The 13,274-nt window shown below is 73.7% G+C and carries 10 protein-coding genes; 5 read left to right on the forward strand and 5 right to left on the reverse strand.

Translation table 11 applies throughout. From position 1 onward, the window contains the following. Positions 1 to 46 precede the first annotated feature (46 nt). Positions 47 to 2,884, reverse strand: coding sequence for a type 2 lanthipeptide synthetase LanM family protein (locus IO33_RS0110870; RefSeq protein ID WP_209438837.1), 2,838 nt, complete (start codon positions 2,882 to 2,884; stop codon positions 47 to 49). 180 nt (positions 2,885 to 3,064) lie between these two features. Then, complete coding sequence (locus IO33_RS0110875) at positions 3,065 to 3,265, reverse strand: DUF6229 family protein (protein ID WP_031163102.1); 201 nt, start codon at positions 3,263 to 3,265, stop codon at positions 3,065 to 3,067. A gap of 410 nt (positions 3,266 to 3,675) precedes the next feature. Here IO33_RS0110875 and IO33_RS0110880 point away from each other — a divergent pair, with 410 nt between their 5' ends. Next, the gene (locus tag IO33_RS0110880; protein WP_031163104.1) at positions 3,676 to 4,125 is read left to right on the forward strand and encodes a hypothetical protein; all 450 of its coding nucleotides are present in this window, start codon (positions 3,676 to 3,678) and stop codon (positions 4,123 to 4,125) included. A gap of 8 nt (positions 4,126 to 4,133) precedes the next feature. Here IO33_RS0110880 and IO33_RS0110885 read toward each other — a convergent pair whose 3' ends face one another. Genes IO33_RS0110885 through IO33_RS0110895 form a run of 3 tightly spaced genes read right to left on the reverse strand, consistent with a single transcriptional unit; the run spans position 4,134 to position 8,535 of the window. Beyond that, the gene (locus IO33_RS0110885) at positions 4,134 to 4,781 is read right to left on the reverse strand and encodes a hypothetical protein (protein ID WP_031163106.1); all 648 of its coding nucleotides are present in this window, start codon (positions 4,779 to 4,781) and stop codon (positions 4,134 to 4,136) included. Further along, complete coding sequence (locus tag IO33_RS0110890) at positions 4,778 to 5,092, reverse strand: hypothetical protein (protein WP_031163109.1); 315 nt, start codon at positions 5,090 to 5,092, stop codon at positions 4,778 to 4,780. Before IO33_RS0110890 ends, IO33_RS0110885 begins: the two co-directional genes overlap by 4 nt. Continuing rightward, positions 5,089 to 8,535 carry a CHAT domain-containing protein gene (locus tag IO33_RS0110895; protein WP_157857825.1) on the reverse strand — a complete coding sequence of 1,149 codons (3,447 nt, stop codon included), beginning with the start codon at positions 8,533 to 8,535 and terminating at the stop codon, positions 5,089 to 5,091. Before IO33_RS0110895 ends, IO33_RS0110890 begins: the two co-directional genes overlap by 4 nt. A 332-nt stretch (positions 8,536 to 8,867) precedes the next feature. Here IO33_RS0110895 and IO33_RS0110900 point away from each other — a divergent pair, with 332 nt between their 5' ends. From IO33_RS0110900 to IO33_RS0110915, 4 genes are read left to right on the forward strand one after another with little or no spacing between them, the layout of a single operon-like run. After that, positions 8,868 to 9,884: a GlxA family transcriptional regulator gene (locus IO33_RS0110900; RefSeq protein WP_245235750.1), complete on the forward strand. Its 1,017-nt coding sequence runs from the start codon at positions 8,868 to 8,870 to the stop codon at positions 9,882 to 9,884. Then, positions 9,881 to 11,632 carry a thiamine pyrophosphate-binding protein gene (locus IO33_RS0110905; RefSeq protein ID WP_051926603.1) on the forward strand — a complete coding sequence of 584 codons (1,752 nt, stop codon included), beginning with the start codon at positions 9,881 to 9,883 and terminating at the stop codon, positions 11,630 to 11,632. Before IO33_RS0110900 ends, IO33_RS0110905 begins: the two co-directional genes overlap by 4 nt. After that, positions 11,604 to 12,257, forward strand: coding sequence for an SRPBCC family protein (locus IO33_RS0110910; RefSeq protein WP_031163116.1), 654 nt, complete (start codon positions 11,604 to 11,606; stop codon positions 12,255 to 12,257). The genes IO33_RS0110905 and IO33_RS0110910 overlap by 29 nt, the downstream gene beginning before the upstream one ends. Continuing rightward, positions 12,254 to 13,273 carry a ketoacyl-ACP synthase III family protein gene (locus IO33_RS0110915; protein WP_031163118.1) on the forward strand — a complete coding sequence of 340 codons (1,020 nt, stop codon included), beginning with the start codon at positions 12,254 to 12,256 and terminating at the stop codon, positions 13,271 to 13,273. Before IO33_RS0110910 ends, IO33_RS0110915 begins: the two co-directional genes overlap by 4 nt. Position 13,274 lies beyond the last annotated feature (1 nt).

Raw genomic sequence — 13,274 nt, forward strand, 5'->3', positions numbered from 1 at the left:
CACCTCACGATCACGGGCCGCCCGGTGCCCGGGCGCTGTTCCGGCTTCAGTCCAGGAGCAAGGGATTGGGCAGGTCCGCCGCGGGATGCATGCGCAGCAGCGTGTGCAGGACTCCGCCGAGGCCGGACATGAGGCTGGGCGAGAACGCCTCGCGGGCCAGGCCGCCGACGGGGCCGCGCTGTTCGAGACCGGTGAGGATCTCCGCGTCGAGTTCGAGCGGGTCGCCGAAGCCCAGGGAGGTGAGGAACTCCCAGAGGCCGAGGTCGCCGTGGCAGAGGGTGTGGCTCCAGCCGAAGCCCTCGGCGGCGCAGGCGCGTGCCGCGCGTTCGGCCATGTCGAGGTGGACGGGATCGCCCGTGCGCCGGTGCAGGTCGAGCATGCCGATGCCGATCCCCGCGCTGCCGTGGCACCAGCTGGTGAAGAAGTCCTCCTCGGCCCCGATCCGGACGTCGAGCCAGTTGCCCTGTCCGGGCTGCCAGAGCGACTCCTGGAAGGCGAAGGCCTGCTGAGCCACGCGCCTCCAGCCGTCGCGTTCGGCCACGGAGCCGGCGTCGCTGAGGGCGAGCCGGGCCAGCGCCCAGCCGATGCCGGTGGCGCCGTGGGCGAAGCCGCCGATGCCCTCGGGGTTGAGCCGGGTCGTCCAGCGGGCGCCGCTCGCGTCGAGCGCGGCCAGCCCGGTCAGCCGGCGCCCGATGTGTGCGGCGGCGCCGAGCCACCGGTCCTGCCCGGTGGCGGTGGCCAGGTCGAGCAGGGGGACGATCGCACCCGCGGCCCCGTTGAGGAGGTCCACCTCGATGTCGTCCTCGACCAGCTCAGCCCCCTCGGTGAGCAGCCGGGCCCGCTCGGCGGCCCGTTCCAGCAGGGAGTCCTCGCCGAGCACCCGGTGCAGCGCCAGCCAGGTCCACACCTGGGAAGCCGCACCGCTGAACGCCCCGGCCGACGGCGTCGGCGTGCGGTCCTCGGTGCCGAGCAGCACGCGCAGGGCGCCGTCGAACGTCTCGGCCACGCCCGGGATGTCGTCGGCCCGGCCGGCCCGTACCTCGGTCAGGTACTCCGCGAGCGTCAGCGCGACCCCGCCCTGCCCGGTGTAGAGGTCGGCGGGCAGCACCCGGATGGACCATCCGGCGGGAGTGAAGACGGGGCTGATCCAGGTGACGGTACCGTCGGCGCCGCGCACCGCACCGTCGCACAGCCGCCGTACCATCTGCGCGGCCAGGTCCCGGCGGCGCCGCTCCCGGTCGCGGGCGTGCGGGTCGCGGGCGGCGGCCTGCACCCGGGCGGGCAGCGAACGCTCGTTGAGGTAGGCACCCACCAGCGCGTCCTGGATCACCGCCTCCTCCAGCGCCAGATCGGCGGTGCGCCAGTCCTCGACCGTGTCACGTACGCAGGTCGCGTCCACGGCGAAGGTGAACATCGGTACGTCGCCGGCCAGCAGGTCCGCGATCTCGCTGTCGATGGTCGCGCGGTCGGCGGGCGCTCCGGGCAGCACCTCGGCGTTGCGCCGCAGGATGTCCCGGGCCCGCTCGACCGCTGCCGCCTCGTCGTGCAACGACGCGGGATGCCACAGCATCCGCCCGATGTCGACGTACGCCTGCGTGGGCCGCCGGATACGCCGCGCCTGGGTGCCCTCGAAGCGGTGCAGCAGCCGGTACGGGTCCCGGCCGGGCCGGTGCAGGTGCGCGGTCATCTCGCGAAAGCCGGCAAGGATCCGGTCCCAGTACGTGCTCAGGACGGGTGTGGGGCTGGGGTGGTTGCCGGTGGCGGGCATCGCCACGAGGTCCACCTGGAAGCGGGCCGCCGCGGTGCCGCCGTCCGCGATCACCGGGTTCGGGATGAGCGGCTGCTGGCCGGGCAGCGCCCCGACCCCGGAGATGTCCACTCCGCCGAGCGCGAATCCGGTGCCGCGCACGGGCAGCAGTCCGGTCCGCAGCACCGTACGGCGGATCGCCGCCGCGGCCACGTCCACCGCGTCGCCCCGGTCGCTGGGCGGGAACGGCGCCGGGGCGTCGAAGAGTGTCTCGGCGTCCACGATCACCGGCACCGGACCGGCGGCGATCATGTTCTCGGCGTGCATGTCGGTGCCGCCGGTGAACCGGAGGACGGCCAGCCAGTGTCCGACAGCGCGATAGAACGCGGCGAGTCCGGCGTCGTCCACGCAGTACCGGTGGGGGACGAACTCGGCCCAGCCGTAGCCCTCACGTGCCAGCGTGCGCGGCACGCGGATGCGCTCGTCCACCGCCGGGGCACCGGGGAAGTCCGCGAACAGCTCGTCGAGCAGGGCGCCCAGTGCCACGTCGATCCCGGACGGCCGGGGCTTGTACATGACGCTTCCGCCCGCGAGGTCGACCCGGCTGACGGTCAGTCCGCCCCGGTGGCTGTCGCCCGCGCCGAAACCGACCGCGCGCAGCTCTCCCGGTGACCGGCCCAGCAACGGCGCCAGCAGTGAACGGTCCGCGGCGAGCCGTGTCGCGAACGCCGCCGTCGCCGCCACCGACAGCCGCGCGACGGACGCGATCCGCCGGCCGAGGGTCGGGTACCGGCCGGCCAGCCGGTCGAGGTAGCCCGGGTCGCTGGCCTGCTCGATGAACGCGGACCAGGTCTCCTTGTCGGTGACGGCCTCCCCGGCGCCCGCTGTTGCCGCCTCACCCGCCGTCAGGCGCAGCGCGTGCAACTCGATCAGGAACAGGCGGGAGAGCTTGGCGTGCAAGGACCTGAGGAGGGCGGTGTGGCCGGCCTCCAGCACCACGTCCCGTTCTCCCCGGCCGAGTGCGTCCACGTCGGCCAGCCGCCGGGCCAGCTCGTCCAGCCAGGGCCGGGCGATGCCTCGTACGGGTTGGGTGAACCATTCCGCCTGGTCTCGCGTCTCCAGCCCCGAACCGCTCACCGTCCGCCTTCCCCGTGCCACCTTTGTCGCGCCCTGGAAGGCGCCCGGACGGAGCGTGGGGAATCGTTTCATCAGACGCGTTCCCCACACTCCTGCTCGTAGAACCTCACCCCGCGAAAGCGCTCCGCGAGCGCAGGCCCTCACAGGGCACCGAATGCCTCGAAGGACGAGGCCGACGTGTCAGCAGCACCAACTGCCGTGCGAACCGCTCGGGCTGGAACAGAAGCCGTAGAGGGAGTCGCTCGGGTCGGTGAGTGCGGCCTCGGCAGCCGTGCCGCCGACGTACAGCGGCCCGGCGGGGTTGGACTGGCCGTACGCGCTCTCGGCGCCCGACAGCCAGGCTTCGATCACGGCGGTGTGGGACACACGGGTCTGGGGCATGGGTGGCCTCCGGACGTAGGAATGGGGCGGATTGCCCAGCCCTGAGTATGGCCGTTTCCGAACACACGTCAGATGTCCGATCCGGCCACACACATGTGGTGCTGATGCGGCGCTGCACCGTCTCCGGGGCCGACGAGGGGCTACGACGGCCACGCCGTGCGACGCTTCGGGCAACGGCAGACTCCAGCGCCCGGCACGGTGCGGGCCGCGAGGTGGCGGAAAGAGGTCTCGACGCGTGTGGGGGTGCGTGCGTTACCGGCCGACCGGGCCGCCCGGCGTCCCGACGCGAACGTCGTACGCGCCGTGCGGCCGTTCTCCTCGCCCGCCGTACAACTCTCCGGCCCTGCGGCTGGTCTCCACCACCGTACGGACCAACCGGGCCTTCCGCGCAACTCACCCCAGGGGTACACATGAGCATCGTCCGCAACCCCAGCCGCACCGTCGCGACCGCGGCCGGCGCCCTCCTCATGGCGGCGGCCCTCGGGACCGCCGGTGCCGGAACGTCCACCGCCGAGGCCGCGGCGCCGCGAACCCGGCTGATCGCCTCGTCCGTCCTCGGCAGCGACTACAAGGTCACGCTGACCGCACTGCGGTCGACGCAGGACCAGTACGCCGCCTCCGTGCGCCTGCGCGTCTACACCCGCTCCGACGGCGGCTGGAAGGAGTCGGACCGGGTCACCGTGGGCGACGTCGACGGGTGGTTCTGGTACCCGCTCACGGGCAGCGGTGCCGTCTGCGAGTTCTCGACCGCGAGCACGGAGCCCGCGCCGCTCACCGTGAGCCTGCTGGTCACTCCGTCCATCGGCTGCTCCCGGCCCGCGCACTACGTCGTGAAGCACGGCAGGGTGTTCGCCGGCTGACCCGCCGCCTACCCGGCGGCGGGCGCGGGGCAGGAGGCGACCGGGGTGAGGGAGTCGGCCCGGGACAGGTCCACGGTCGTGGCGACACCGCCCACCTTCAGCACGACCGTTCCCCGGCCGGCCGAGACGACCTCTCCGCACAGGGAGGTGGCGCCCTGCCGGACCAGCAGCCCCGGCGGGTCTTTCGGCGGGGCGTACCAGGTCACTCCGACCGCGGTGACCAGCAGTGCCGTGCACAGACAGGTCAGCACGGTGCCCGTGCGCAGGAAGCGGGCGCTGGCCAGGGCCTCGTCGTGGTCCTCCACCTCCAGCGGCCGCCCGGTCGCGTCGTCGGCCTCGGACAGCCAGCGGGCGTACGGACGACCGTGCGCGGCGCGCAGCAGGCAGAAGGCGCCCGCTCCGCCCACCGTCAGGGCGCCCAGGAGCAGCAGTCCGACGGCCATGGCCCAGCCGGGGGTGATCTGTCCGACGTCGCTGCGGCCTTTGACCAGGCTGAACCCCACGAGTCCGGCCAGGATCGCGCCGAGCCCGTTGCGCCAGGCCACGGCGGCCTCGCGGACCCGGTCCAGCTCCCGCTCCAGGGCCCGGCGCAGCGACCTGGCCCGGCGCAGCTGGGCGGCGGTCGGGGTGGGGCCCGGCAGCAGACCGCCGCTCATCCGCCCGCTCCGGCCGGGAGCCTCAGGCTCCAGAACGCACCGCAGCCGGGCCCGCCGTCCGGGGAGCCGTCGTACACCACCTCGGCCGTGCAGAACATCACGACCGGACGGCCGGGTGCCGGAACCGCCCCCGCGCCGTCCCGGAACAGTTCTTTCACCAGCGTGAACTCCATCTCCTGACCGCACCGCGGGCAAGGCCCGGACAGCACCAGCGCGGAGCCGAAGTCCTCCAGGGAGAAGGTGACCGCGGCGCGCTGCGCGAACTGCGGGTCGGTGCCGCGCTGATAGGGCAGGGGGGACGCTGCGCTCATCGGTGCTCTCCCGTGGGGTTCCGTCGGGGCCGTCCGTCCGGTGAACCGGTGCCGGCATGGCCCGTGTAGGTGAACGCCCCCCAGTCGGAGAGCGATGCGAAGGGGCGGACGGGAGTCTGCGGGGGCGGGGCGGGCGGGGCCTTTGTGACGTCCGGGCCGCGCAGCACGCGCAGTCGCTCGGCCAGCGCGCCGTGCGGCAGGTCCCGTAGCCCGACCTGGGCGGCGCGCAGCGCCTCCGCCGGTGCTGTCCCTTCGGCCCACCGGTCGACGAAGCCGGTCATCACCAGGCAGGCGGCGAGGTCGTTGACCGGCCAGGACGCCGACACGACCCCCCGCGCGCCGGCGCCGATGAGGGTGCTTGGCAGGCCGACCACGTCGTCGGGCAGCTCCCGGCCCGCCACGGAGGTGGCGCATGCGGAGAGGATCACCAGGTCGAGTCCGCCGCGCAGGTCCAGCAGATCCCGAACGGCGAGGCGCGCGCCGCCGCCGAGGACGAGCGCGGAGGACAGGGGCTCGGCGGGGTCCGTCTCGGCGTGGCAGGCGAAGTGGGCGACGCCACCGCCCTGTCGGAGCCAGTCCAGCACCCGCTCGGGTGTGGCCTCCTCGTCCACCAGCACCAGGGACTCGGTGAACCGGCCGACGGCCGCCCGTACCTCCCGCTCGGCGAAGGGGAGTTCACGCAAACCCGTGCCGCGTCCCACCGCCACTCCGAGGTACCGGGGTGTCCGGGCGGGTCCGCCCGTGGGCAGCACACGCAGGCAGGGCGCGAAGCCGACGGCGTGGCCGTCGAGCAGGAACCGGGGCGGCCGCCCGGCGCCGGGTGCGGCGTACGCCGTCTGCCAGGGCAGGTGCACCAGCTCTCCCACGGGGATCAGGGTGAACGGCGCGCCCTGCCCGGGCACCACGTGGGCCAGGACGTCCTCCCAGGCCCACCGGGCGAACCGGTCGAGCCGCTCGCTGTCGCGCCACGTCCCGTCCTGCCAGGGGGCGAGCGCGGTCGCGCCCAGTCCGTCGAGGGGCGTGGCCCTTACGGCCGACTCCGCGACGGTGAAGGCCACGCCTGTTTCCGCGCCCGGAACCAGGTAGACGACGGTGCCGCTGCCGACGAGCGCGTCCGTGCCGGTCGGGTCGTCTGCCGTCCGGCCCAGCCGCAGGCGTTCGGCCAGCAGCAGGGCGCGGGTGCGTTCCAGGCGGGTGACCGCGCCCGCCGCGTCGCCGGACCGCCAGGCCGCCACGGCCACCGCGGCGGGCAGGCCGCGCGAGGTGCGCAGCCAGGTCTCCTTGGCCGCGCGCTGTCCCTGCTCGGCCACGAGCCGTCCCACCGCCTGTTCGGCGAGGTCGAAGGCGGCCACGGCCTGTGGATGCCGCTCCAGCCGGGTCTGCCACAGGCCCCACTCCATCGCGCCTTCCGCCGCGGCGGCCGGATACCGGTCACGGGCCACCTCGTAGCCCTGCCGGTACGCCTCCTCGGCCTCCCGCAGCAGCTCCGGATCGGCGGTCAGCGCATGGCGCAGCCGGCACAGCCCGGCCCGTACGAACACGGCCGACACCCAGGTCCGCGACGCGGGGTGGGCCTCAGCGCGGGCCGCCTCGGCGTGGCCCGCGGCCTCCTCGGCCAGCGCCGCTGAACCGGCGCGTTCCGCCTGCGCGCCCAGCGCGAGTGCCAGTCCGATGCGGGCGTTCACGGGCGATCCCGCCTCCGGGCCGCCCTGGGCGATGGCCTCCCGTTGGGCGGCCACCGCGCGGGCCAGTTCCCGGGGATCGTCGGTGGCCTCGTAGCGTGCCTGGTGGGCGTGGCCGAGGTTGTTCAGGACGGCGCGGCGTTCCGCCGGGTCCGCGGGCTGCGCGGCGGCGGCCAGCAGCCGCTCCACCGCCTCGTCCAGGTCGGTGGCCGTGCCACGCCGCTCGTACCGCTGGTGCAGGGCCACGGCCAGCCCGCTGTGCGCGGTGACGGCGTGCGGCGATCCCGGGCGCCTCCGGTCCGCGGCCTCCTGCCACAGCGCGATGGCCTCGTCCAGCTCGCCCATCGAGCCGCGCGCGAGGAACCGCTCGTACAGCCCGACCGCGAGATTCCCCGCCGTCCGGGGCCGGTCGGGCAGCCCGCCCGGATCGGCCAGCGCCCGCCGCAGCAGGTCCACGCCCCGGTCCAGGGCGCCGGGGTCGGAGGTGAGGCCCGCGAGCCGGACCAGCGCGCTGCCCCAGGCATCGCGGAAGGAGGCGACCAGCAATCCGCCCCCGGGCGGCAGATACGGTGCCGCCGCCTCCATCTTCCGGCAGGCTTCCTCCCATTCCTGCGCGCCGCCGCCTCCGCCCTGCGCCTGCCGGGCGATCCGCGCCTCGGCCGCGGCGGCGGTGGCAGCGAGGTACAGCGGTGACCGGGATCGCAGGGTCGCGGCCGCCTCCTCGGCCAACTCCACCGCTCGGTCGAGCAGTTCCGCCCCGCCGGCCGAAGCGGCGGCGGTCTCCCGGAGTACGACCGCGAGATTGAGCTGTGCTCCGGCGCGCGCGGTGGAACCGTGTGGCAGTCCGGCCAGAGCCCGTTCGAGTGCCGTGCGGGCCCGTGCCAGGCCGTCGCGGGTGCCCAGCAGGCGGTAGCGCTCGAAATGGGCGATGCCCAGGTTCACCGCGCGCGCCGCCGGATTCTCCGCCTGGGCGACCGGCCCGGAAGGATCGAGCAGCCGGATCGCCTCGTCGAAGTCCTCCTCCGACTTGCGCCACACGGCCCGTACGAGCAGGGTGCGGGCGAGCCCCTTCTCCGGCGCGGCGCGCAGGCCCGGGTCGTCGCCCGCGAGGTCCAGAGCCTGGCGGGCACGGTCAAGGGCGTGCGACAGCAGGCGTTCGTCGTGGTCGAGTTCGGCCTGTTCGCGTAGGCATTCGCCCAGCACGTCGAGGGCGGAGATCCAGGTGTGCAGTTCCTCGGGGTCCTCGTCGCCGGTCGAGGGTGCCTCGCCCGCGGTGTCGAGTTCCCGCTCCAGCAGGGTCCGGGCCGTCTTCAGGTCGGCCGGATCCCCGCCTGCCGCGAACCGGTCGGCCAGGCACCGCCCCAGGTGCGCCGCGGTCATGAGGCGCGGCCAGGTGCCTTCGTCGGCCACGGCCAGCACCGCCCGGAACAGGACGATCGCCTCCCGGGCGTCGTCGAGGTCCCCGCGCTCCGTGAACCGCGAGTGGAGGGCGACGCCGAGGCGGAACTCCGCGTCGGGCCGGTCGTCGCTGTCCGAGTCGAGCTCCGTCAGGGCGGCGCCGAAGTGGCGCACGGTGCCGTCCAGATCGCCCAGCCGCTCGCAGACCGCGCCCGCCATCGCGTACCACAACTGCCGTTCCCCCGGCGCGAGGTCCTCGGGCGGACCGGCCGCGGCCCGGTCCCGTACGGGGCCCAGCACCCGGTCGGCGAGTTCCGGGGGCGGCACCCGCAGATCCATCAACTCCGCCAGCGTCAACCGCACTTCGCTCCCCTGCGACGTCCGCGCTCGGCCCAGGTCCGTGCCGAGATCCTACGGGGCGTGGCGGGTCCGTACCGGCCGATGCGGAAAGACCCGGCGGAGTCCTCCGCGGGCCGTGGACGACGCGCCGCCGGTCGCGTCCGGCACGGGGACGGCGGCGCGGCCGCGGCGCACGGCCGTACCGGCGTCCTGTGAGCTGCCTCACCCCGCGCGGCCCGCGCGGTGCCCGAACCGCCTTGCCAGCGCCCTTCCCGACCGTCCGACGCCACTCGTTGGCCGGATACGTCAGTAATCTGTCATTGCAGCCAGTGCGACTTCCGATACAGGCTGTGACCGTGTTGGAGCGACGTGTTGTTGTGGTGGTGTACGCGGGCGCGATGGCCCTGGACATCACCGGACCGATTGAAGTGTTCGATACCGCGAACCGGCTCCTGGGACCCTCGGGCACCGCCTACCGGACCGAGTTCGTCTCCGCCGACGCACCACTGGTGCGCACGAGTTCGGGGGTGGTGGTGGAGGCCTCGCCCCTGGAGGAGGGGCAGGGCCCGATCGACACCCTCCTCGTGCCGGGCGGATGGAGTCTCCACGACGCTCTCGGGGACCAGGCGCTCGTGTCCTGGATCGGCCGGGCGGCGGCCCGGTCGCGCAGAGTGGCCTCCGTATGCGGCGGATCCTTTCTGCTGGCCGAGGCGGGCCTCCTCGACGGCAGACGCGCCACCACGCACTGGGCGTACAGCGAGGCGATGGCGTGCCGCTACCCGGATGTGACGGTGGACGCCGAGCCGATCTTCGTCTGGGACGGCCCCTTCGTGACCTCCGCGGGCGTCTCGACGGGCATCGACATGGCGCTGGCCCTGGTGGAGGCCGATCACGGATCGGCGCTCGCGCTGGAGACGGCACGGTTTCTGGTGCTGTTCCTCAAACGGCACGGAGGACAGTCCCAGTACAGCGCCGTCCTCGACGCACAGCTGGCCGACCATCCGCCGATCCGGGCCGCACAGGAGTGGATTCTGGAGAACCTGGACAGCCCGCTGCCCGTGGCCGAGATCGCGCGGCAGGCCAACATGAGTCAGCGCAACTTCGCCCGGGTCTTCCGGCGCGAGGTGGGCGCGACACCCGGCCAGTACGTCGAGCGGACGCGCATCGCCCGCGCCCGAGAACTGCTGGAGACCACCGACCTGACGATCAGCCAGATAGCCGGCCGCTGCGGATTCGCCGCCACCGAGACGTTCTTCCGCTCCTTCGGACGCACCCTGGGACTCACCCCCAGGGAATACCGGCACCGCTTCCAGGTGATCTCGCCGTCCGGCCTCATCGACCACCGCCACGAGAGGGAGGGAAGCCCCGTATGACCACCATGGCCCCGGAGGCGGGCACGGGAGGAACGGTACGCGTGGTCGACTACCTGGCCGGGGAACTCGCCAGGGCCGGCGTCACCCACGTGTTCGGCGTCGGCGGCGCGAACATCGAGGACCTGTACGACGCGGTGCACCGCGGCGGCGCCGTCCGCGGTGTCGTCGCCAAACACGAGTTCTCCGCCGTCACCATGGCGGACGGATACGCACGGACCACCAGGCGCGTCGGCGTCGTCGCCGCCACCTCGGGCGGCGGGGCGATGAACCTCGTGCCGGGTCTGGCGGAGGCGTACGCCTCCCGGGTGCCCGTGCTGGCCCTGGTGGGCCAGCCGCCGACCGGCCAGGAGGGGCTCGGCGCGTTCCAGGACTCCAGCGGCAGGTCGGGCACCTTCGACGCGCGGGAGGTCTTCGCCCCCGTCTCCCGGTTCTGTGCCCGGGTCGAAGACCCGGACTCGATCGGGGAGTTGCTGCCCCGGGCGGTCGCGGCCGCGCAGTCCGACCCGCGCGGACCGGCCGTGCTGCTGCTGCCCAAGGACGTGCAGCAGGCGCGGATCCAGGTCCCCGCCCGCCGCGCGGTCCCGGCATCGGGGAGCCCGGCGACGGCCTGCGCGGCGCGGCTCGACACCGCTGCCGTCGCCGCCGTGTCGGACGACCTTCGCGGGGCCGGCCACGTGCTCGTCATCGCCGGCGAGGACGTCGCCGCCACCGACGCACGTGAGGAGTTGGCGGAACTGGCCCAGTGCCTGGGGGCGTGGGTGGCGGTCACGCCGGACGCCAAGGACGTCTTCGACAACCGCGATCCGCGGTTCGCGGGCGTGGCCGGGGTGATGGGCCACGCCAACGTCGAGGACTGTCTGCGCCGGGCCGACCTGTGCCTGCTGGTCGGCACCCGGCTGCCGCTCCTGGCACGCGGCGGTCTCGACGAGGCGCTGGCCGCCACCGACGTCGTCTGCCTCGGCCCCGAACCGCCGTTCGTGGCAGGCACCGTGCTCGGCGGGAACCTGCGGGACGCGCTGCGCGCGGTGACCGCCCGGCTGCCGTCGCGCACACGTCCCTGCCCGCCGCACGCCGGCCCCCTGCCCACCCCCCTGCCGGGTCCGCTCGTTCAGGCCCGGGAGCGGACCGTCCCCCAGGCCCAGGCGGTCGCCGCGGTGGCGGCGGCACTCCCCCAGGACGCACACGTCTTCGTGGACGCCGGCAACACGGGGGCCGGCGCGGTCCATCTCCTGCCCGCCCCGCGCCACGGCCGCTTCGTGGTGGCGGTCGGCATGGGCGGCATGGGCTACACCTTCGGCGCCGGCATCGGCGCCGCGCTCGCCACCGGCCGGCGCACGTACGTCCTCGCCGGCGACGGGGCCTTCTTCATGCACGGGATGGAAGTGCACACCGCCGTGGAGTACGACGCACCCGTCACGTTCGTGATCTTCAACAACAACGCGCACGCCATGTGCGCGCTGCGGGAGGAGTTCCTCCAGGGCGGCGGGCGCGGCGACGACCTGTTCACCCGGACCGACCTGGCCGCCGGGGTGGCCGCCGCCTTCCCGTCCCTCGATGCCACGGCAGCCGCCGACGCGGCGGAACTGCGCACGGCACTGCTGCGCGGCAACGCGGGCCGCGGCCCGGCGTTCGTCGCAGTGGAGTGCGACCCGCGGGAGATCCCCCCGTTCCTTCCCTTCCAGTCCTTCACCGAAGCCGCCGAGAGCAAGGAGAGTTCAGATGAGCGAGCCGTCGTCCACGTTGGCTGACATCCCCGGTCTGATCCGGATCGAGAACGCCGGCAAGGAGGAACTGACCGCCCACTGCATGGAGCTCACCCACGCGGTCTACCCCCACCACCAGGTCTACGGGCAGTACTGCACCATCCACGAACACGTCGACTGCCCCCCGGAGCAGGCCTACGACTACCTGCGCCAGGGGCACCACCTGGAGGAGTGGACCTGCAGTCTGCGCGACTTCGCGCCCACCGGCACACCGGGGCTGTGGGTCGGTCACGACCGCCTGGAGGACGACACCAGGATCTACTGCAGGGTGGCGGCGAACCCCGAGGCCATGACCGTGGACTACCACTGCTCCTGGGACCAGGGCGAGACGCTGTGGATGATCTACCTGATGCGCGTCGTCCCGGCCCCCCTGGTGCTCGACAAGCCGGGTTCGGTGATCACCTGGACCAACTGCCGGCACCCCTACTACGACGACAACCCCCACCCCGGCCTGACGCCCCGCCCCGACCGGCCCTGGGTCGGCGACTACTGGGATCTCTTCTACGCGGGACACACCGTGGAGATGCGCAATCTCAAGGCCATCCTGGAACACCGTCACCGCGGCGGTCTGCCGGTCGGTTCGGCTCCGGCGAGGACGGTGGCCAAGTGACCACGGTCAGCCTCACCGACGTCGCGAGCTATCTGCCCGGCGCGCCCGTCCCCGCGGAGTTCTACACGGACTTCCCCGGAGCCGAGGACAAGCTCCGCGACCACCCCATGTTCAAGGTCCCGCCGTTGCGGCACCACGTGGCCGGGGACGAGACCAACGCGGACATGGTCGAGCGCGCCGTACAGCCGCTGATCGAACGGCACGGTGCGGCGGAGATCCGGGGCGTCGACGTGCTGTTGGTGCACAGCCAGTTGCCGGACCTGCCGTTCGTGGGCGCCGGAACCGAGGTGGCGCGGCGGCTGGGCCTGAACCCGGAGTGGCTCGTGGACGTGGCCAACGCGGGCTGCGCGTCCTTCGTGCACATGGTGAAGCTGGCCCGGCAGATCCTGACCTCCACCGATGCGAAGACCGCGCTGATCTGCAACGCGCAGAGCGCCGCGGGGCAGTGGTTCACCCAGTCCGAGGTGCGCAAGCTCGCACAGGCGGCGATCCCGGGCGACGGGTGCGGCGTGGGGTACGTGACGACGTCGGCCGAGTCGCCGGTCCTCGACGTGGAGACCCGGCACATCGGCGAGTACGCCGGCGACATGACCGTGGCGGTCGACGACGGCCGCAAGTACTGGGAGCCGGGAGAGTCCCAGCTGCGGATCGGGTTCACCGACGCGAGCGTCGCCAAGGTCCTCGCACGCGGGAACCGCCTGGTCCCCGAGGTGGTCATGGAGCTGTGCCGGCGGCTCGGCGTGGCGAGCACCGACATCGACGTCCTCATCACCAACCAGCCCAACCGCACCTTCCTGCGGAACTGGCGGGAGGCGCTGCAGCTGCCGGCCGAACGGCACCTGAACACCTTCGACGCCTGCGGGAACCTGTTCGGAGCGGCGATCCCGGTCACCCTGGACCGCGCGCTCAGCTCCGGGCGAGTGGCGGACGGCGACCTGATGGTGCTCGGGGGATTCGCCCACGCGGGTGACTTCGCCGGTGCCGTCGCCGTGCGCTGGCACGGCGGGCGGGGCTGAG

Origin of the sequence: Streptomyces durhamensis (assembly GCF_000725475.1) — a bacterium.
Lineage (GTDB): Bacteria > Actinomycetota > Actinomycetes > Streptomycetales > Streptomycetaceae > Streptomyces > Streptomyces filipinensis.

Excerpts from the sequence above, each read along its gene's own strand:
- IO33_RS0110875 (WP_031163102.1), bottom strand. The coding sequence starts at position 3,265 with ATGCCCCAGACCCGTGTGTCCCACACCGCCGTGATCGAAGCCTGGCTG.
- IO33_RS0110880 (WP_031163104.1), top strand. The coding sequence starts at position 3,676 with ATGAGCATCGTCCGCAACCCCAGCCGCACCGTCGCGACCGCGGCCGGC.
- IO33_RS0110885 (WP_031163106.1), bottom strand. The coding sequence starts at position 4,781 with ATGAGCGGCGGTCTGCTGCCGGGCCCCACCCCGACCGCCGCCCAGCTG.
- IO33_RS0110890 (WP_031163109.1), bottom strand. The coding sequence starts at position 5,092 with ATGAGCGCAGCGTCCCCCCTGCCCTATCAGCGCGGCACCGACCCGCAG.
- IO33_RS0110905 (WP_051926603.1), top strand. The coding sequence starts at position 9,881 with ATGACCACCATGGCCCCGGAGGCGGGCACGGGAGGAACGGTACGCGTG.
- IO33_RS0110910 (WP_031163116.1), top strand. The coding sequence starts at position 11,604 with ATGAGCGAGCCGTCGTCCACGTTGGCTGACATCCCCGGTCTGATCCGG.